Source organism: Microbacterium resistens, from assembly GCF_021172025.1.
GTDB lineage: Bacteria > Actinomycetota > Actinomycetes > Actinomycetales > Microbacteriaceae > Microbacterium > Microbacterium resistens.
This window is the reverse complement of the sequence record NZ_CP082781.1, coordinates 1487882-1507732: the sequence shown is the minus strand read 5'-3', so window position 1 is coordinate 1507732 and position 19851 is coordinate 1487882. Positions and strand designations below refer to the sequence as shown.

The window sequence follows — 19851 nt, the reverse complement described above, 5'->3', positions numbered from 1 at the left end:
GGGGAACCGCGCACCCAGATACAAAGGGAAGACAATGGCAGAACTTTCGATCAGCCCCGACGTCATCCGTGACGCGCTGAAGGACTTCGTCGCCGCGTACGAGCCCACGGGAGCTGCGGCGACCGAGGTCGGCACCGTCATCGACGCCGCCGACGGGATCGCGCACGTCGAGGGCCTGCCCGGCGTCATGGCGAACGAGCTCGTCACGTTCGCGGACGGCACCAAGGGCCTCGCGCTGAACCTGGACGAGCACGAGATCGGTGTGGTCGTCCTCGGCGACTTCACCGGCATCGAGGCCGGCCAGGAGGTCACCCGCACCGGCGAGGTCCTCTCGGTCCCGGTCGGCGACGGCTACCTCGGTCGTGTGGTGGACCCGCTCGGCGCCCCCATCGACGGTCTCGGCGAGATCGCGACCGAGGGCGTCCGCGAGCTCGAGCTGCAGGCGCCCGGCGTCATGCAGCGCAAGAGCGTGCACGAGCCGCTGCAGACGGGCGTCAAGGCCATCGACGCGATGATCCCCGTCGGCCGCGGTCAGCGCCAGCTCATCATCGGCGACCGCCAGACCGGCAAGACGGCTCTCGCGATCGACACGATCATCAACCAGAAGGCCAACTGGGAGTCCGGCGACGTCACCAAGCAGGTGCGCTGCATCTACGTCGCGATCGGTCAGAAGGGCTCGACCATCGCCTCGGTGAAGGGCGCGCTCGAGGACGCCGGCGCGATGGAGTACACCACGATCGTGGCCGCTCCCGCCTCGGACCCCGCGGGCTTCAAGTACCTCGCCCCCTACACCGGCTCGGCCATCGGTCAGCACTGGATGTACGGCGGCAAGCACGTCCTGATCATCTTCGACGACCTGTCGAAGCAGGCCGAGGCCTACCGCGCCGTGTCCCTGCTGCTGCGCCGTCCGCCGGGGCGTGAGGCCTACCCGGGCGATGTCTTCTACCTGCACTCGCGTCTCCTGGAGCGTTGCGCGAAGCTGTCGGACGAGCTCGGCGCCGGGTCGATGACGGGTCTGCCGATCATCGAGACCAAGGCCAACGACGTCTCGGCCTACATCCCGACCAACGTGATCTCCATCACCGACGGCCAGATCTTCCTCCAGTCGGACCTGTTCAACGCGAACCAGCGCCCCGCGGTCGACGTCGGCATCTCGGTGTCCCGCGTCGGCGGTGACGCGCAGGTCAAGTCGATCAAGAAGGTCTCCGGGACGCTGAAGCTGGAGCTGGCGCAGTACCGCTCGCTCGAGGCGTTCGCGATGTTCGCGTCGGACCTCGACGCGGCCTCGCGTCGTCAGCTCGCCCGCGGCGCGCGTCTGACCGAGCTGCTCAAGCAGCCGCAGTACTCGCCGTACCCGGTCGAGGACCAGGTCGTCTCGATCTGGGCCGGCACCAACGGAAAGCTGGACACGATCGAGGTCGAGGACGTCCTGCGCTTCGAGCGCGAGCTCCTGGACCACCTCCGTCGCAACACGAAGGTGCTCGACACCCTGCGCGAGACGAACGTCCTCGACGACGACACCGTCGCCGAGCTGGAGAAGGCCACCGACGCCTTCATCCTCGAGTTCCAGGGCGGCAAGGGCCACGGCATCGGGGCTCCCGGCCACGAGGAGCACGCGGCGCAGGACGTCGACGACGTGAACCAGGAGAAGATCGTCAAGGGCCGTCGCGCGTAGTCGCGGGGGAGTCTGAGATATGGGCGCACAACTCCGGGTCTACAAGCAGAAGATCTCTTCTGCTCAGACGACCAAGAAGATCACGAAGGCGATGGAGCTCATCGCGGCTTCGCGCATTCAGAAGGCGATGGCGCGCGTCAAGGCGTCCTCGCCCTTCGCGCGGGCCGTGACACGGGCGGTGTCCGCCGTCGCCACGCACTCCAACGTCGACCACCCGCTCACGCGTGAGCCCGAGAAGATCACCCGCTCCGCGGTCGTGATCTTCTCGAGCGATCGCGGCCTCGCCGGCGCGTTCAACTCGCAGATCCTCCGTGAGGGCCTGGAGATGGCGGAGCTCCTGCGCGAGCAGGGCAAGGAGCCGGTGTTCTACCTCATCGGGCGCAAGGCGGTCGGCTACTTCCAGTTCCGCGGCCTCGCCGCGGCGGCGGAGTGGACCGGGGACACGGACACGCCGTCGTTCCACACGGCCGAGGAGATCTCGGCGACGCTGCTCGAGGCGTTCTCGCGCGGCGGGGACGAGGGCGGCGTAGACGAGATCCACCTCGTCTACAACCGCTTCGTCAGCATGATGACGCAGTCGCCGGAGACGGTCCGTCTGCTCCCGCTGGAGATCGCGGAGGCCGACGAGTCGGAGGCGGGCAGCGCGGTCTACCCGCTGTACGAGTTCGAGCCGGACGCGGCGACGGTGCTCGACGCGATCCTGCCGGTCTACATCCAGAGCCGTGTCTTCAACGCCCTCCTGCAGTCCTCGGCCGCCAAGCAGGCCGCGACGCAGAAGGCGATGAAGTCGGCCAGCGACAACGCCGACAAGCTCATCACCGACTACACCCGCCTGCGCAACAACGCGCGTCAGGCCGAGATCACGCAGCAGATCGCGGAGATCGTCGGTGGAGCCGACGCCCTCGCATCGAGCAAGTAAGCCTCTAAGAGAGAGACGAAGAAATGACCACCACCGCCACGGCTGAGAACGCCACGACCGCGGTCGTCGGGCGCGTCGCGCGCGTCACCGGACCGGTCGTCGACATCGAGTTCCCGCACGACTCGATCCCCGACATCTACAACGCTCTGAAGACCACGATCACGATCGGCGACGAGTCGTCCGAGATCACGCTCGAGGTCGCCCAGCACCTGGGTGACGACCTCGTCCGCGCCATCTCCCTCAAGCCGACCGACGGCGTCGTGCGTGGACAGGAAGTGCGCGACACCGGTGCGCCGATCTCGGTCCCGGTGGGCGACGTCACCAAGGGCAAGGTCTTCAACGTGATCGGCGAGGTCCTCAACGCCGAGCCGGGCGAGCAGATCGAGATCACCGAGCGGTGGCCGATCCACCGCAAGGCGCCGAACTTCGACCAGCTCGAGTCGAAGACCACCATGTTCGAGACCGGCATCAAGTCGATCGACCTCCTCACCCCCTACGTGCAGGGTGGGAAGATCGGCCTGTTCGGCGGTGCGGGCGTCGGCAAGACCGTCCTCATCCAGGAGATGATCCAGCGCGTGGCGCAGGACCACGGCGGTGTGTCCGTGTTCGCCGGCGTGGGCGAGCGCACCCGTGAGGGCAACGACCTGATCGGCGAGATGGAGGAGGCGGGCGTCTTCGACAAGACCGCCCTCGTCTTCGGCCAGATGGACGAGCCGCCGGGGACGCGTCTGCGCGTCGCGCTGTCCGCCCTGACGATGGCGGAGTACTTCCGTGACGTGCAGAAGCAGGACGTGCTGCTGTTCATCGACAACATCTTCCGCTTCACGCAGGCGGGCTCCGAGGTGTCGACGCTGCTCGGCCGCATGCCCTCCGCGGTGGGCTATCAGCCGAACCTCGCCGACGAGATGGGTGTGCTCCAGGAGCGCATCACCTCGACGCGCGGTCACTCGATCACCTCCCTGCAGGCGATCTACGTGCCGGCGGACGACTACACCGACCCGGCCCCGGCCACCACGTTCGCGCACCTCGACGCGACCACCGAGCTCTCGCGTGAGATCGCCTCGAAGGGTCTGTACCCGGCGATCGACCCGCTGACCTCGACGTCGCGGATCATGGACCCGCGCTACCTGGGCGAGGACCACTACCGCGTCGCCACCACGGTCAAGCAGATCCTGCAGAAGAACAAGGAGCTGCAGGAGATCATCGCGATCCTCGGCGTCGACGAGCTCTCGGAAGAGGACAAGATCATCGTCGCCCGTGCGCGTCGGATCCAGCAGTTCCTCTCGCAGAACACCTACATGGCGAAGAAGTTCACGGGAGTCGAGGGATCGACGGTGCCGCTGAAGGACACGATCGAGTCCTTCGACGCCATCGCCCGCGGCGACTTCGACCACGTGGCCGAGCAGGCCTTCTTCAACGTCGGCGCGATCAGCGACGTCGAGGAGAAGTGGGCGCAGATCCAGAAGGAGAACGCCTGATCATGGCAACCCTGCACGTCAGCCTCGTCTCCGCGGACGCGGAGGTCTGGACGGGTGAGGCGAGCCTGGTGGTCGCCAAGACCGTCGAGGGCGAGATCGGCATCATGCCCGGGCACGAGCCGGTGCTGGCCATCCTCGCCGAGGGCCAGGTGCGCATCACCCAGGAAGACGGCGCGAAGGTGCTGGCGAACGCGCAGGACGGCTTCCTCTCCATGGAGGGCAACGTCCTGACGATCGTCGCCGGCAATGCGGCGCTGATCGCCTGATCGACGTCCGAAGCGCCGGTCCCCGAGAACGGGGGCCGGCGCTTCGCCGTCCGCTCGGCCTCCGTCCGTCGGGGCCGGGATCGACCCGCAGAAGGAGACCATCGCGTGAAGATCCTGCTTCCGCCGTCCGAGACCAAGCGCCCGGGCGGATCCGGCGCGTCCCTCGATCTCGATGCGCTGGCGCTGCCCTCCCTCCGGCGTCGTCGGGAGGAGGCGGTGGACGCACTCGTGCGACTGGCCGCCGACGAGGACGAGGCGGCGCGGGTCCTCAAGCTCAGCCCCCGGCAGCGCGAGGCGGTCCAGGACAACGCCCGCCTGCGGACCGCGCCGTGCATGCCGGCGGTGGATCGCTACACGGGCGTGCTCTTCGACGCCCTGGACGCATCGTCGCTGCCCTCGGCCGCCCGGCGCTGGCTGGGCGCCCACGTATGGATCCACAGCGCGCCGTTCGGTCCGGTGGGGGCGCTGGACCGGATCCCGTCCTACCGTCTGGGCGCCGGCGTCTCCCTTCCCGGGCTCGCACCGCTCACGCGGCATTGGGCACCGGCCGTCACAGAGGCGATCCGGGCCGCGTCGCCCTCCTTCGTCCTGGACCTGCGGTCCGAGGCGTACGTGGCGCTGGGCCCCGTCCCCACCGAGGTGGCCTCGGCGTACGTCCGCGTGGTCACCGAGAGCGGCCGCGCCCTGAACCACTTCAACAAGCATGCCAAGGGGGCGCTCGTGCGCGCCCTCGCGGAGGACCGCCCGCGAGCGAGCAGCCGGAGGGGTCTGCTCGCCTGGGCGCGCACGCGCGCGGTCGACCTTCGTGAGACGGACGATCCGAGCACCCTCGCGTTGGTCACTGCGCAGCCGCCGGCACAGCGCTGACGCAGACGGTCTTTCCCTGTCGCCCGCGCGTTCTCATCCGTCTCGGCCGCAGGCGGCAGGCGAGCCGGGCAGGCATCCCCACCTCGTCCTCGTCCGGACCGCCGTTGCATGCCAATGATTTGCTTTCGGGTAACGACAGGATAGGATTCTTGCGCCCGGGCGGATCGTATTGCGTGCCAGATGCACGCGCCCCGCCCGATGGCAATCATGATGTTTGTCATATCGAGGGGGAAAAATGTCCGTCGCTAGACCACGGTCCTCACAACCGAGGCTTCGTCGTCTCGGAGCCGCCGCCCTTGCTGCCGCCCTTGCGACCGCGGGCCTTGCCGGGTCCGTCCTGGTCACCGCGTCCGCGGCGTCCGCGGCGGAGCAGAACGGCTACGTCTTCAACGATGCATGGACGCTCACGGGCGCACAGCAGCAGACGCAGTACACGGCTGTGGGGATCAACGAGGGGCGCAACTCGGCCGTTTCGTCGCTCCCCACCCGGTTGGGCCCCGTCGGCATCAGCGCCGAGTTCGTGGTGAACGGCGATCGCACGCCGGGCACCAACATGCTGGTGTCCGGTGAGAACCAGGGCTCCTACGGCGGAACAGCCGCGATGTTCTACGGCAATCCCACCCCCGCGAACGTTCCTGCGCTGGGTTTCCTGGCCAATGCCTCCACGGGGTGCGGTGGAGACCTCGGCACGCGTGAGCACCAGAACTTCGACGGCGCCTGCGACGTCGGCCAGCTCACCATCACCTTCGACCGCCCGGTCACCGACATGGTGATGGACGTCTCCGGTATCGGCGGGTTCTTCCAGGCAACAGGCAACAGTCACTCTCGTGGATCGTTCAATGCGACCGAGTGGACGATCGCGACACCCGGGGTGACCCTGGCGAGCGTCTCGCCCGGCGCGACCAACCTCCAGATCGACTCCGCGAACACCATGCGACTCCTCAACAGCAATGCCAACGGCAACTGCGTCCCTGCACAGGGGACCGGAAGCGGAGCCATCCGCCAACCCGACATGGACGCGGCCGGCTGCGGTTCCGTCATCCTGAAGGGCACCTTCACTTCGGTGACCTTCAACATGAGCGCGGCAGGAACCCCGTACTCGCAGTTCCCGGCCGCGCAGTACGGCACGGGATCCAGCTACTTCGCGAACAGCAACGGGGGTAACCCCGACGGCGTCAACGGCTCGATCTCCGTCCGGACCGAGCGTCTGCTGCTCGATGACGGTGCGACGTCCAACGGAAACGCCGACAAGCAGCGCGTGTCCTTCCGTCTCGCTCAGCTGGGTGAGATCGGTGACCGGGTCTGGCTGGACGAGAACCGCGACGGTGTGCGCGGGGACGATGAGCCCGGGATCGCTGGGGTCACGGTCGAGCTGCTCGACGCCGACGGGAACCCGGTGACGGACGCCGACGGCAACCCGATCACGGTCGTGACCGGGGACGACGGCAGCTACCGCTTCACGGATCTTCCGTATGGCGACTACCAGTTGCGCTTCACGGATCCGGAGGGACGTTCGTGGGCGCCGCAGAACGCGGGCGACGACCAGACCCGTGACTCGGATGTGGACGCCTCGGGGCGGACGGGCGCGATCCGTCTGGACAGCGACACTCCTCAGGCCAACGATGTCGATGCGGGGCTGACGTCTTCGCCCGTCGCCACCGACGATCGTTCGGATGGGAACACCATCGGTGATGCAGTGACGGTTCCGGTTCTCGGGAATGACGAGGGTGACCTCGACCCCTCGACGGTGAGGATCACCGACCCGGCCACCGGGAACCCGGTGGATTCCGTCGTTGTTCCTGGTGAGGGGACGTGGACGGTGGATCCGGAAACGGGGGACATCACCTTCACTCCGGAGGACGGCTTCGAGGGGAATCCGACCCCGGTCGACTACACGGTGAGGGACCGGAACGGCAACGAGACCGGTGCCACGGTGACGGTGACGTATCTGCCGGAGGCGTCGGACGATCGTTCGGACGGGAACACCATCGGCGATGCGGTGACGGTGCCGACGCTGGACAACGACAAGGGCGACCTCGACCCCTCGACGGTGAAGATCACCGATCCTGATGGGAACCCGGTGGATTCCCTCGTCGTTCCTGGTGAGGGGACGTGGACGGTGGACCCGGAAACGGGGGACATCACGTTCACCCCGGAGGACGGCTTCGAAGGGAACCCGACCCCGGTCGACTACACGGTGAGTGACCGTGCAGGCAATTCGATCGGTGCGACGGTGACGGTGACGTACCTGCCGGAGGCGTCGGATGACGAGTCGCTGAACAACCCGCGCGGTACCACGGTGACGGTGCCGACGTTGGACAACGACAAGGGTGACCTCGACCCCTCGACGGTGAGGATCACTGACCCTGATGGGAACCCGGTGGATTCCCTCGTCGTTCCTGGCGAGGGGACGTGGACGGTGGATCCGGAGACCGGGGACATCACCTTCACTCCGGAGGGCGGCTTCGAGGGGAATCCGACCCCGGTCGACTACACGGTGAGCGACCGTGCAGGCAACGAGACCGGCGCCACCGTGACGGTGACGTATCTGCCGGAGGCGTCGGACGATCGTTCAGACGGGAACACCATCGGCGATGCGGTGACAGTGCCGACGTTGGACAACGACAAGGGCGACCTCGACCCCTCGACAGTGAGGATCACCGACCCGGCCACCGGGAACCCGGTGGATTCCCTTGTCGTTCCTGGTGAGGGGACGTGGACGGTGGATCCGGAGACGGGGGACATCACCTTCACCCCGGAGGGCGGCTTTGAAGGGAACCCGACCCCGGTCGACTACACGGTGAAGGACCGGAACGGGAACGAGACCGGTGCCACGGTGACGGTGACGTATCTGCCGGAGGCGTCGGATGATGAGTCGCTGAACAACCCGCGCGGTACCACGGTGACGGTGCCGACGTTGGACAACGACAAGGGCGACCTCGACCCCTCCACAGTGAGGATCACCGACCCGGCAACGGGCGACCCGACCGAGTCTCTCGTCGTTCCTGGTGAGGGGACGTGGACCGTGGACCCGGAGACCGGGGACATCACCTTCACCCCGGAGGACGGCTTCGAGGGGAATCCGACCCCGGTCGACTACACGGTGAAGGACCGGAACGGCAACGAGACCGGCGCCACCGTGACCATCACCTATGTGGACGATGTCCCGGCGCCGATCGCGACGGACGATCGTTCGGACGGGCACCGTATCGGTGAGGTGGTGACGGTCCCGGTGCTCGGGAACGATCAGGGCGACCTGGACCCGTCCACGGTTCGAATCGTGGATCCGGACACCGGTGAGCACGTGCTCGAACTGACGGTACCCGGTGAGGGCACGTGGACGGTGGACCCTGAGACGGGGGACATCACCTTCACTCCGGAGGACGGCTTTGAAGGGAACCCGACACCGATCGACTACGTGGTGAAGGACCGGAACGGGAACGAGACCGGTGCGACTGTGACGGTGACGTATCTGCCGGAGGCGTCGGATGATGAGTCGCTGAACAACCCGCGCGGTTACACGGTGACGGTGCCGACGTTGGACAACGACAAGGGCGACCTCGACCCCTCGACGGTGCGAATCGTGGATCCGGACACCGGGGAGCACGTGCTCGAACTGGTCGTTCCTGGTGAGGGGACGTGGACCGTGGACCCGGAGACCGGGGACATCACGTTCACTCCGGAGGACGGCTTCGAGGGAAATCCCACGCCGATCGACTACGTGGTGAAGGACCGGAACGGGAACGAGACCGGCGCCACCGTGACCATCACCTATGTCGATGACACGACGCCGACGCCGACGCCGACGCCGAGCCCGAGTGAGCCGACCCCCACGCCGAGCCCGAGTGAGCCGACGCCCGCGCCGAGCCCGGCACCCGGAGAGCCGACGCCGGGCGCCAGCGATCCTGGCACGCCGAACCCGGGCGGCACGCTTCCGGTTACCGGCGCCGAGCTGAGCTGGACGGCCATCGCTCTCGGTATTGCCCTCCTCGCCGGTGGCGGACTGTTCCTCGTGTACCGGCGGCGCCGGTCCTGACCGTTCGCCGTCGTCGTGCCCCGCGGCTCCTCCGAGGGCCGCGGGGCACGATCGGGTCCCGGCTGAGACGCTCGCCACGTCACGTCGCCCCGGTATACCGATGCCCGGCGCGGGGGAGTGTGCGGTTTCCGCGGGCACGCTAAGGTGTTCAACGCGATACGGACTGTTTCGCGACATCATCCATCGGGAGGGACCATGGACGACTCCATCTATTACGACGGGGGCTACATCGCCTTCATGCTCGGGATCATGGGCTTCGCGCTCGTGTTCGCCGTCATCTTCTACGTCATCGGCTCGATCTTCCTCATGAAGATCTTCGAGAAGGCCGGCGTGCAGGGGAAGTGGCGTGCGTGGGTTCCCGTGTACAACAGCATGATCTTCCTCAAGCTCGGCGACATGAGCCCGTGGCTGATCCTGTACGCCATCGGTGCCTCCGTGCTGCTGGGCTGGATCCCCGTCCTCGGCCAGATCGTCGCACTCGCCGCGGGCGTCCTGATGGTCATCGCCGCATGGCGCGTGGGCCTGAAGCTGCAGAAGGAGGCCGTCTGGGTCGTCCTTTACATCTTCCTCAGCCTGGTCTGGATGGGTATCGCGGCGTTCGACAAGTCTCGCTGGAACCCGAACATCGCCCCGGCGCCGTGGGCGAACAACGCGTTCTTCGCCGACCGCACGCAGTGGGAGGGCATCCCCGTGCAGCCGTCCGCGCAGCCCCAGGCGGGCGGCGCCTACGGCGCAGCCCAGGGCTACGCGCCGGCTCCCGAGGGCTACCAGCCCCCGGCTCCGCAGGGATACGCGCCGCCGGCCCAGCCCGGATACGCACCCCCGGCGCAGCCCGGGTACGCACCGCCGTCGGCCCCGGAGACCGGGGCGGGCGTGCCGCCGGTTCCTCCCGTTCCTCCGGTCCCGCCGGTGACGCCGCCGGCTCCGCCCGCGCCGCCGACCCCGCCGTCGACGGAGCCGGAGAAGCCCGCCGACCCCAACACGCCCCCCGCGTAGGGGCAGCAAGGCCCTCGGTCCTCGGACCGGGGGCCTTCGTCGTGCGCTCGCCGCCCCGCCTGTAACGTGGGAGGCATGGTGACCACAGATCGTCGTGTCGGCTCCTCCGGGCTGCTCGTGTCCGCCACCGGACTCGGATGCAACAACTTCGGAAGGGCCGGGACCGTCACCGAGACCATCGCAGGCTCGCGTCTCGTGCTCGATGCCGCCATCGACAGCGGGGTGACCTTCCTCGACACCGCCGACATCTACGGCAAGGAGCCGGGGCTCAGCGAGTCGCTGATGGGCGAGGTCCTGGACGGGCGACGGGACCGTGTGGTGCTGGCCACGAAGTTCGGACACGGCCACTACGACATGGGGTACGACTTCCCCGCCGGAATGGGGTCTCGCCGGTACATCCGCCGTGCCGTGGAGGAGTCCCTCCGGCGTCTGCGGACGGATTGGATCGACCTGTACCAACTCCATTTCCCCGACCCGGTCACTCCGATCGAGGAGACCGTCGACGCCCTGGACGAGCTGGTCCGCGACGGCAAGATCCGCTACTTCGGCCATTCGAACTTCTCCGGGTGGCAGATCGCCGAGGCCGAGTTCGTCGCCGCGCGGCGTCTCGGGCCGCGGTTCGTCTCGGCGCAGAACCAGTATTCGCTGCTCGCCCGTGCTGCGGAGCGGGAGGTGCTCCCGGCCGTGAACCGGTACGGCCTGGGCTTCTTCCCGTACTTCCCGCTGCACAACGGCCTGCTCACCGGCAAGTTCACGAGGGACGGAGGCCCGGCGCAGAGCCGCATCATGTCGACGCGATCCCACCTCTGGGAGAACGCGCCGTGGGATGCCCTGGACGCGTACCGGGCGTTCTGCGACGAGCGCGGGATCACGATGCTGGAGGCGACCTTCGGGTGGCTCCTCGCGCAGCCGGGCGTGTCCTCCGTCATCGCGGGGGCGACCTCCGCCGAGCAGGTCGAGGCCAACGCGCGGGCCGGTTCGGCATGGACTCCCTCGGACGAGGACCTGGACGCGATCGACGCGCTGTTCCCGCTGCCCGCCGATCCGGCTGCCGGTGCGGTCTGACCGGTCCGGAGCATCGACTACGATGTGTGAGACTCGAACGATCGCACGGATCGCGCGAGGACGGGGAGAATCCTGTGCCTGACACGCCGACACCGCACATGCGGGAGATCACCCTCCCCTCCGGCGACGTCGTCGATCTCCGCTGGGCGGGGGCGACCGACCGCGGTCGGCGGCGCGAGAACAACCAGGACGCCTTTCTCGCCGAGTATCCGCTGTTCGTCGTCGCCGACGGCATGGGCGGCCACGCCGGCGGGGAGATCGCGAGCCAGCGCACCATCGCCCGTCTGGGAGACGCGGTCCACGACGGCTCGATCACCGCCGCCGCGATCGAGGCGGCGCTCGCAGCGGCGATCGAGGACATCGCCGCGCATCCGGAGACGACGGACGAGGGCACCGGGACCACGCTGACGGGCGTCTTCCTCGACACGCACGACGGCGACCCGCGCTGGGTCTCCTTGAACATCGGCGACTCCCGCGTGTACCTCCTGCGGGACGGCGCGCTGGTGCAGGTGACGACCGACCACTCGGTGGTGCAGGAGCTCATCACGGCCGGTCGCCTCAGCCCGGAGGAGGCCGAGGGGCACCCCTACAGCAACGTGATCACCCGGGCCGTCGGCGTGAGCGAGGCGACGCCGCCGGACTACCGCGAGCTCGCGGTGCAGGACGGTGACCGCTTCGTGATCTGCTCGGACGGTCTCACCAAGGAGCTCACGGACTACGGGATCCAGCACTTCCTCGCCCAGAACGCGGACCCGGCGGACGCGGTGGCGGCGATGATGGCGGCCGCCCTGGAGAACGGCGGACGGGACAACGTCACCCTGATCGTCCTCGACGTGGTGCGCACCCCGGCATCCGCACAGGACGCGCCGACCGCGGAGCTGCAGACCTTCCCGGACACGTCCTCGTCCTCCACCGTCGGCGATACGACGGAGTAGTCCACGCAGATCGTGATCGACGCGCTCTGAGGGGCGTGCGGACGATGGACTGGGGTGATGGACCCCGTCGAACCGCTCCTGCTCCCCGCCGCTCCCGCTCCGCCGCGACGGACGCCGCTGCCGGTGGTGGCCGCTCTCGTGCCTGTCGCGTCCGGCGCGACGCTGTGGGCGCTGACCGGCTCGATGCTCTCGCTCGCCTTCGCCGCACTCGGGCCCCTCATGCTGCTCGCCTCCTTCGTCGACGCGGCCCGACATCGGCGACGCGATGCTCGGCGGGCGCGGATCGAGCAGGACGAAGCCTGGATGCGCGTGCAGCGCGAGTACGACGAGCGCGCGGACGAGGTTCGCGCGGCACTTCGTCGACGCTCTCCGGACGCCTTCGGCGTCCTCGTCGCTCCGGTCCGTCCGGCGGAGGCTCCGGAGGCGGCGACGTTGACGCTCGGTCGCGGCGCGGTCGCCAACCCCATCCGTTTCCATGGCGGGGACGGGGAGCGTGCACGTCTCTTCCGGAACGAGCGGCGTCTGCTGGAGGACGTGCCGCTGACCGTCCGGCTCGCCGACGGAGTGTGCGTCCGCGGACCCCGCCCGGTGGCGGAGGCGGTCCTTCGTGCCCTCGTCGTGCAACTGTGCCTGCGTTTCCCGGCGTCTCGGATGCGCATCGTGGGAGAGGACCTCGAAGCCCTCGGTGTCGCCGGGCTTCCGCATGCGCACGGCCGCGTGCGGGGGACCTGGACGGTCCGCGTCGGACGGCGAGACTCGGCGGACGCCGTCGTGGGGACGAACCTTGTCGCGGTGGGGGCTGACGAGGAGCCGCCGTCCGGGCTCGCCACGGTGCTCGATGTCACGGATCCGGCGACCGGGCTCCTGCGCACTCCGTCGGGGGACGAGCGCTGTGCGGTCGAAGCGATCTCTGCGGCACAGGCGGAGGAGATCGCGGATGTGCTCCGCGACGCCGCCGATGCGGAACCCGGCCTCCCCGGCGCTGTCGCACTGGCGGAGCTGACGCGGAGCCCCGCCGCGCCGGGGAGCCTCCGCGCCGTCTTCGGTGCCGGGACGCAGGGCGAGGTCGCGATCGATCTGGCGGAGGACGGACCGCATGCGCTGGTCACGGGCATGACGGGCACCGGCAAGAGCGAACTGCTCGTATCGTGGCTGGCCGCACTGGCCGCGTCGCACGGACCGGAGGAGGTGTCGTTCGTCCTGGCCGACTTCAAGGGCGGCACCGCGTTCGAACGATTGCGAGACCTGCCGCACGTCGCCGCGATCATCACGGATCTCGACGGCGACGGCGCCGCGCGCGGGGTCCGGAGCCTCCGGGCCGAGCTGCGGCGGCGCGAGACGGAGCTCGGCGCCTGCGGAGCGCGGAGCATCGCCGAAGCGGAGGGGCGGCTGTCGCGCCTCGTCATCGTCGTCGACGAGTTCGCCGCGCTCCTCCAGGAGCATCCGGACCTGGGAGCCGTGTTCACCGACATCGCGGCACGGGGGCGCGCGCTCGGCATGCACCTCGTCCTGGGCACGCAACGAGCCACGGGCGTGGTACGCGACGCGCTCGCCGCCAACTGCCCGTTGCGGCTCTGTCTCCGTGTGTCCGACCCCGCCGACAGTCGCGTGATGATCGGGGCGGACGACGCGGCGGAGCTGCCGGGTGACGCCGGAGGACGCGGTCTCGTCCTGGTCCGTCGTCCGCAGGACACCGCTCCCGTGCTGATGCGGGTCGGTCGGACGCAGGAGGAGGATCTGCGTCGCATCGCCCAGGACCATGCTGCGTCGCCGCGGGCGACGAGCCCGTGGCTCCCGCCCCTTCCGACGGACGTGGACGCCGCGACGCTGCGGGCAGCCTCACCCGAAGCGATGCCGGAGGAGGCCGTCGTCCTCGGTCTCTCCGACGACCCCGAACACCAACGGCAGCCGGTCGTCGTTCTCCGCCCCGGACACGACCGCGGTCTGGCCGTCTTCGGTGGGCCGGGAGCCGGCCGCAGCACGCTCGTGCGCACGGTGATCGGGCAGGTTCCGTCGCACCGGACGATCCCGGACGACCCGGAGGCGGCCTGGTCGATCGTCGAGGATCTGGCGGAGGGGCGGGCGGCGTGGCCTCGCGCGCTCGTCTGCGACGATCTCGACGCGCGGCTGGCGTCCTTCCCCGCTGAGTACGCCGTCGCGTGGGCGGAGCGCCTGCAGCGCGTGGTCCGTGCCGCGGCGACACGGGGATGCCTCGTCGTCTTCACCGCGTCGCGGAGCGCCGGGCCGGTCGCGGCCCTCGCCGACCTCCTGCCGCAGCGGGTGGTGCTCCGCATGCCGAGCCGGGGAGAGCATCTCGCCGCGGGCGGCGAGCCGGCGTCGTTCGATCCGCTGCGTCCGGACGGCCGGGCGAACCTGGCCGGTCGCGAGATCCAGATCGCACGCCTGAGCGGCCCCGCGGGACACCACGGCGCCGGATCGGCGACCGAGGAGCACCGCACTCCGCCCTGGAGGCCGTCGGCCGGGGTGTGCGGCGTGATCGCACCGTTTCCCAGAAGGACCGCGGCCGCGCTGACCTCCGGTGTTCCCGGGGTCACGGTCCGGACACTGGACCAGATCGCTCCGGGGACCGGGGTCCAGGACCTCATCGCGCCCTCGCGGACCCTTCTGCTCGTCGGCGAGGCGGAGGCGTGGCAACGGCACTGGAGCCTCTGGCACGGCGTGCGGGACCGGGGCGAGATCCTCGTCGTGGCCGAGGCGGCCCGTGAGCTCCGCACCCTCGTCGGCGTGCGTGATCTGCCGCCGTACGCACGTCCGGACGCAGGACGCGCCTGGTCGATCCGCGACGGGCGGGGCCCTGCCCGCGTCCTGCTTCCGCTCGAGGCGGACCCCGCCCGCGCGGCGGACGTTCCGGCGCCGATCGGCCCTCCGCAGACGAGGCGCGCGGCGCGACAGGCCGTAGCACGTGCGGACGGCCGGGAGGCCGGTGGAGCGTGATCCGGTCCGTCGAGAAGAGCCCAGGGCGGGACGCTAGATCCCGGCGGCAGGCCGGATGGACCCGACCTCGACGCCGCCGCCGAGCACGGCGAGCGGAAGGGCGGCGGCGAGCTCGTCCACCGCTCCCTGCTCCAGCGCGCCGGCGCGCAGCAGCAGCGTCGCCGCCACGATCGTCCTCGCCCGCAGCGAGCCGTCGAGCGTCTTGAGTGCCACCGTGGCGCCGTTCGGGGCGACCATGACCATGACGCCTTCGGCGCCGCCCTTCACGAACACGCCCAGCTTCTCGATCGCGAGCGTGTCGGGGCGTCCCGGTCCGTCGATCGTCCACGGCCGTTCCCGCACGGTCCGCACCAGCGTGCCGGCGACCCGGTGCAGGGCGAACGGGGAGCGCTCCGAGGCCGTTCCGATGCGGTGCACCGCGCGAGCGAGGCCCATCAGGGTCAGCGCGTGCACCGGAGCGCCGCAGCCGTCGACGACCGTCGCGGAGATCTTCTCCCCGGACAGGCGCTCGACGACGTCGCGGATGTGGAGTTGGAGCGGGTGATCGGGCGCGAGGTAGCCGTCGGTGGGCCACCCGGTCGCCACGCAGGCCCGCAGCATCGCCGCGTGCTTGCCAGAGCAGTTCATCCGGATCCGGGTCGGCTCGCCGTGATCCCGCACGAGCTCGTCGCGCGTCGCGGAGTCGGACGGCCAGTCGGCGGGGCAGCCGAGGTCGTTCTCGGTGAGTCCGCCCTCCACCAGCATCGAGCGCACGACCTCCACGTGTCGGTCGGTGCCGGCGTGGCTGGCGGTCGCGAGTCCGAGCTGCTCGCCCTCGAGCGGCGCGCCCGCGGTGAGGCAGGCGATCGCCTGCAGCGGCTTGAGACTCGAGCGCGGCAGCACGAGGGCGCTCGCGTTCCCGTGCGCGGCGACGACCTCGCCCTCGGGGGACAGGACCACCGCGGCGCCCACATGGCGGGATTCGACGAACCCTCCCCGCTCGACGACGGCGAGTTCGACGGCATCCTGAACGGTCAGAGTCTCCACCACGTCCGCCAGCCTACCGGCGTGCGTGGCACGATGACGGGATGGACATCGGGACGCACGGCTACGCACTCACGACGACCTGGACGGGCAACCGGGGGACCGGAACGAGCGGGTATCGCGACTATGCGCGCGACGTCACGATCTCGATCACCGGGAAGCCGGACCTCCTCGCCTCCTCGGACAAGCCCTTCCGCGGAGACCCGTCGCGTTGGAACCCCGAGGACCTGCTCCTGGCGGCGCTGTCGGAGTGCCACCTGCTGTCGTATCTGCACGCGTGCGTGACGGCGGGAGTGGTCGTCGTGGAGTACCGGGACGACGCCCGCGGCACGATGGTGGAGGACGGCAGGGGCGGAGGCGCCTTCACCGAGGTCGTGCTGCGACCGGTCGTCACCGTCGCCGACGAGTCCATGGTCCCGGCGGCGCGCGACGCGCACACGCAGGCGCACGAGTGGTGCTTCATCGCGAACTCGGTGTCGTTCCCGGTCCGGCACGAGGCGACGATCCGGGTGGCGCCGTGAGTCGCTGAGGCCGGCCTCAGCGGCGCTCGTGAGGGAGGGCCTGCTTGATCTTCTCGATCGCGCCCTGCGCGGGGACCTCGTTGTAGACGCCGGCGAGCTCCTGCCCGGACAGCGCGTGGATCGCGGACATGATCTCGTCCGTGGCCTGGCGGCGGGCCCGTCCCGACGTGGCCGGCCCATGGTGCGAGAGGTCGAGCGGCTCGCCGAAGCGGACCGTGACCCGGGTCCCGAGCCGAGGCATGCTCGCACCCACCGGCATCGCATCGGCCGTGCCGATCAGGCCGACGGGCACGACGGGGGCTCCGGTCTGCAGCGCCAGGAACGCGGCGCCAGTGCGGCCCTTGTACAGGCGCCCGTCGGTCGAGCGCGTGCCCTCGGGGTAGAGCGCCACGGCGAGCCCCTCGTCGAGCAGACGGCGCTGCTGGTCCAGCGCGTCGAGCGCCGCCTGCCCCGCACCGCGATTGACCGGGATCGCGCCGACGGAGCGCATGAAGCCGCCCACCATCCGGCCCTTCATCCCTTTGCCCTCGAAGTAGCTCGACTTCGCCAGGAAGTGCACACGACGCGGAGCCGCGACCGGGATCGCGACGGAGTCGATGAACGACAGATGGTTGGAGGCGATGATGACGGGTCCGGTCTTGGGCACGTTCCGCCGTCCCTCCACGCGGGGGCGGTAGATGAGACGGGCCAGCGGCGCGAGCACCGCGCGTCCGAACAGGTACAGGAAGCCGGCGCGATGCAGCTCCGCCTCGTCGACGGCTGTCGGGTCCGGGGCGTCTTCGGCGGGCTGGGGCTCGGGAGTCACCCGACAAGGGTAGGGCAGCGTCCATGCCGGCGCGGGCATGCTCCCGCGCGCCGCCGGCCCAGCCCTTTCTGGCGCGTCTCCCAGGCGCGGCAAAGCCCGGCGGGCGAGGATGGGGTGTTCCCGATCGATGTCTCCCGAGGTTCTCCGTGCGCAATCGTCTCGTCGCCGCTTTCTCCGCCGCCGCTGTGTCGGCGCTCCTGCTCTCCGGCTGCGCAGGCGCAGCGGAGGCCCCTGATCCGACCTCGTCGCCGTCGGCGGGCTCCTGCCTCCTCGACGCACAGCCCGGGGCCGCCTCCGACGCCGTCGAGGTCACCGGGAGCGGAGCGGACCTGGACGTCCGGGTTCCGGGTGACCTCGAGATCGAGGATGTCGAGCGGACGGTGCTCCGCGACGGCGACGGCGACGACGTGGCGGCGAACGACCTCGTTTCGCTGCGCTACCGGATCGTCGACGCCACCGACAACACGGTGCTCGACTCCAGCGACCGCGGCGAGGGCGGGGAGCTCCCCGTGCTTCTGGAGCCGAACCAGGCGTCGCTCTTCCTCGTGGCTCTGGAGTGCCGGCCCCTCGGCTCCCAGGTGGTCCTCGCGCTGCCGGGCTCCGCGCTCGGCGAGGGCTCGAACCCCGTCGTCGTGTACGCCGAGGCGACCGAGGAGCTCCCGCTGCAGGCGACGGGCGAGCCGGTCGCGCCGGAGAAGGACATGCCGGCCGTCGAGCTCGCCGACGACGGCACGCCGAGCATCACGATCCCGAACACCGACGCGCCGACGCAGACCCGGGTGGCGACCCTGAAGAAGGGGGACGGGCCGACGGTGCAGTCCGGCGACCTCGTCGTGGTGCAGTACAAGGGCGTGAAGTGGAGCGACGGCAGCGAGTTCGACTCGAGCTGGTCCCGCGGCGCTCCCACCCAGTTCCCGACGACCGGCGTCGTACCGGGGTTCCAGGCCGCGCTGGAGGGGCAGACCGTCGGATCCCAGGTGGTCGTGGAGATGCCGCCGGCCGATGCCTACGGGACCGACCAGTACAAGGACCACGAGCTGCACGACGAGTCGCTCGTCTTCGTGGTGGACATCTTGGCCACGACGCCCGCACCGCAGCAGTGAGCCGTCGGACGCTGCGGCGTCCGGGCTCCGCGTCGCTGCGCCCGGCGCCGTAGGCTGGCGTCATGCGTCGCATCATCGTCCTCGGCTCGACCGGTTCCGTCGGCACCCAGGCGCTGGACGTGATCCGCGCCCATCCCCGCCGTTTCGAGGTGGTCGGGCTGGCCGCGGGAACGGACGCGCGGACCCTCGCCGCGCAGGCCGAGGAGTTCGGGGTGGAGAACACCGCGCTCGGCGCATCCGAGGCGGAGCAGCTGGTCCGGGACGTCGACGCCGACGTCGTGCTCAACGCGATCACCGGCGCGGTGGGACTCGGCAGCACGTTGGCCGCGCTGCGTGCCGGGAGGACCCTCGCGCTGGCGAACAAGGAGTCGCTCATCGTCGGGGGATCCCTGGTCACGGCGGCTGCGCAGCCCGGGCAGATCGTGTCGGTGGACTCCGAGCACTCGGCGATCGCACAGGCGCTGCGCTCGGGCGGGCACGGCGAGGTCCGCCGGCTGATCGTCACCGCGTCGGGCGGTCCCTTCCGCGGCAGGTCCCGCGCCGAGATGGCGGGGATCACGCCGGAGCAGGCCCTCGCGCATCCGACCTGGGACATGGGCAAGGTCATCACGACCAACTCGGCGACGCTCGTGAACAAGGGTCTCGAGGTCATCGAGGCGCACCTGCTGTTCGACGTGGACTACGAGGACATCGAGGTCGTCGTGCACCCTCAGTCCGTCGTGCATTCGATGGTCGAGTTCGTGGACGGCTCCACGATCGCCCAGGCGTCGCCGCCCGACATGCGTCTTCCGCTCTCCCTGGGCCTGGACTGGCCCCACCGCGTCGGGGGTGTCGGGCGACCGATCGACTGGACGGCCTCCACGTCCTGGACCTTCGAGCCGCTGGACGACGACGCCTTCCCCGCCGTCGCCCTGGCCAGGAGCGTCGGGCGGGCCGGCGCGACGTTCCCCGCGGTGTACAACGCCGCCAACGAGCAGGCGGTCGCGGCCTTCCACGACGGACGCCTGTCCTTCCTCGGGATCGTGGACACGATCGCGGCCGTGGTGGACGCTCATGAGCCGCCGCAGAGCCTCACTCTGGAGAGCCTGGCCGAGGCGGAGGAGTGGGCGCGCCGGCGCGCGGATCGCCTCATCGCCGCCGGCTCCTGAGGACGGGGCGGGCCCCGACGGACTCGGCGTTCTCCTAATCCCGGACGGTAGCGTGTCCG

The 19851-nt window shown here is 70.0% G+C and carries 15 protein-coding genes; 13 read left to right on the top strand and 2 right to left on the bottom strand.

The features are described from left to right. Positions 1–34 precede the first annotated feature (34 nt). The 10 genes from atpA (at position 35) to K8F61_RS07260 (ending at position 15192) form a co-directional block, all read left to right on the top strand. Entirely contained in the window at positions 35–1675 is a 1641-nt protein-coding gene (gene atpA / locus K8F61_RS07305; RefSeq protein ID WP_067248899.1) for a F0F1 ATP synthase subunit alpha, read from the top strand. Positions 1676–1694: 19 nt separating this feature from the next. Further along, complete coding sequence (locus tag K8F61_RS07300) at positions 1695–2594, top strand: F0F1 ATP synthase subunit gamma (protein ID WP_067248897.1); 900 nt, start codon at positions 1695–1697, stop codon at positions 2592–2594. A 23-nt stretch (positions 2595–2617) separates the two neighbouring features. Further along, positions 2618–4072 carry a F0F1 ATP synthase subunit beta gene (gene atpD / locus K8F61_RS07295; protein WP_067248894.1) on the top strand — a complete coding sequence of 485 codons (1455 nt, stop codon included), beginning with the start codon at positions 2618–2620 and terminating at the stop codon, positions 4070–4072. Positions 4073–4074: 2 nt separating this feature from the next. Beyond that, positions 4075–4338 carry a F0F1 ATP synthase subunit epsilon gene (locus K8F61_RS07290; RefSeq protein WP_067248891.1) on the top strand — a complete coding sequence of 88 codons (264 nt, stop codon included), beginning with the start codon at positions 4075–4077 and terminating at the stop codon, positions 4336–4338. A gap of 105 nt (positions 4339–4443) precedes the next feature. After that, on the top strand, positions 4444–5205 hold the full coding sequence (locus K8F61_RS07285) for a YaaA family protein (protein WP_231821190.1): 762 nt from the start codon (positions 4444–4446) through the stop codon (positions 5203–5205). A 235-nt stretch (positions 5206–5440) separates the two neighbouring features. Next, positions 5441–9241 carry an Ig-like domain-containing protein gene (locus tag K8F61_RS07280; RefSeq protein ID WP_231821189.1) on the top strand — a complete coding sequence of 1267 codons (3801 nt, stop codon included), beginning with the start codon at positions 5441–5443 and terminating at the stop codon, positions 9239–9241. Between the two features lie 195 nt (positions 9242–9436). Next, the gene (locus K8F61_RS07275) at positions 9437–10237 is read left to right on the top strand and encodes a DUF5684 domain-containing protein (RefSeq protein ID WP_231821188.1); all 801 of its coding nucleotides are present in this window, start codon (positions 9437–9439) and stop codon (positions 10235–10237) included. 75 nt (positions 10238–10312) lie between these two features. Beyond that, positions 10313–11302 carry an aldo/keto reductase gene (locus K8F61_RS07270; RefSeq protein ID WP_067247137.1) on the top strand — a complete coding sequence of 330 codons (990 nt, stop codon included), beginning with the start codon at positions 10313–10315 and terminating at the stop codon, positions 11300–11302. A gap of 74 nt (positions 11303–11376) precedes the next feature. Beyond that, on the top strand, positions 11377–12237 hold the full coding sequence (locus K8F61_RS07265) for a PP2C family protein-serine/threonine phosphatase (protein WP_067247140.1): 861 nt from the start codon (positions 11377–11379) through the stop codon (positions 12235–12237). Positions 12238–12294: 57 nt separating this feature from the next. Beyond that, positions 12295–15192 carry an FtsK/SpoIIIE domain-containing protein gene (locus K8F61_RS07260; protein WP_231821187.1) on the top strand — a complete coding sequence of 966 codons (2898 nt, stop codon included), beginning with the start codon at positions 12295–12297 and terminating at the stop codon, positions 15190–15192. Between the two features lie 33 nt (positions 15193–15225). On the opposite strand, the gene K8F61_RS07255 is transcribed toward K8F61_RS07260, so the two are convergent. Next, on the bottom strand, positions 15226–16221 hold the full coding sequence (locus tag K8F61_RS07255) for an asparaginase (RefSeq protein ID WP_231821186.1): 996 nt from the start codon (positions 16219–16221) through the stop codon (positions 15226–15228). Between the two features lie 38 nt (positions 16222–16259). Between K8F61_RS07255 and K8F61_RS07250 the strand changes: the two genes are divergently transcribed. Then, on the top strand, positions 16260–16736 hold the full coding sequence (locus K8F61_RS07250; protein WP_219084621.1) for an OsmC family protein: 477 nt from the start codon (positions 16260–16262) through the stop codon (positions 16734–16736). 16 nt (positions 16737–16752) lie between these two features. On the opposite strand, the gene K8F61_RS07245 is transcribed toward K8F61_RS07250, so the two are convergent. Then, positions 16753–17541 carry a lysophospholipid acyltransferase family protein gene (locus K8F61_RS07245; protein ID WP_372449930.1) on the bottom strand — a complete coding sequence of 263 codons (789 nt, stop codon included), beginning with the start codon at positions 17539–17541 and terminating at the stop codon, positions 16753–16755. Between the two features lie 146 nt (positions 17542–17687). Between K8F61_RS07245 and K8F61_RS07240 the strand changes: the two genes are divergently transcribed. After that, entirely contained in the window at positions 17688–18644 is a 957-nt protein-coding gene (locus K8F61_RS07240; RefSeq protein WP_231821185.1) for an FKBP-type peptidyl-prolyl cis-trans isomerase, read from the top strand. Between the two features lie 62 nt (positions 18645–18706). Further along, complete coding sequence (gene dxr / locus K8F61_RS07235; protein WP_231821184.1) at positions 18707–19792, top strand: 1-deoxy-D-xylulose-5-phosphate reductoisomerase; 1086 nt, start codon at positions 18707–18709, stop codon at positions 19790–19792. Positions 19793–19851: the final 59 nt, after the last annotated feature.

Bases quoted from the DNA above. Each gene is read 5' to 3' on its own strand.
- K8F61_RS07300 (WP_067248897.1), top strand. From the start codon at position 1,695: ATGGGCGCACAACTCCGGGTCTACAAGCAGAAGATCTCTTCTGCTCAG.
- K8F61_RS07275 (WP_231821188.1), top strand. From the start codon at position 9,437: ATGGACGACTCCATCTATTACGACGGGGGCTACATCGCCTTCATGCTC.
- K8F61_RS07250 (WP_219084621.1), top strand. From the start codon at position 16,260: ATGGACATCGGGACGCACGGCTACGCACTCACGACGACCTGGACGGGC.
- K8F61_RS07270 (WP_067247137.1), top strand. From the start codon at position 10,313: ATGGTGACCACAGATCGTCGTGTCGGCTCCTCCGGGCTGCTCGTGTCC.
- K8F61_RS07290 (WP_067248891.1), top strand. From the start codon at position 4,075: ATGGCAACCCTGCACGTCAGCCTCGTCTCCGCGGACGCGGAGGTCTGG.
- K8F61_RS07280 (WP_231821189.1), top strand. From the start codon at position 5,441: ATGTCCGTCGCTAGACCACGGTCCTCACAACCGAGGCTTCGTCGTCTC.
- dxr (WP_231821184.1), top strand. From the start codon at position 18,707: ATGCGTCGCATCATCGTCCTCGGCTCGACCGGTTCCGTCGGCACCCAG.
- K8F61_RS07260 (WP_231821187.1), top strand. From the start codon at position 12,295: ATGGACCCCGTCGAACCGCTCCTGCTCCCCGCCGCTCCCGCTCCGCCG.
- atpA (WP_067248899.1), top strand. From the start codon at position 35: ATGGCAGAACTTTCGATCAGCCCCGACGTCATCCGTGACGCGCTGAAG.
- atpD (WP_067248894.1), top strand. From the start codon at position 2,618: ATGACCACCACCGCCACGGCTGAGAACGCCACGACCGCGGTCGTCGGG.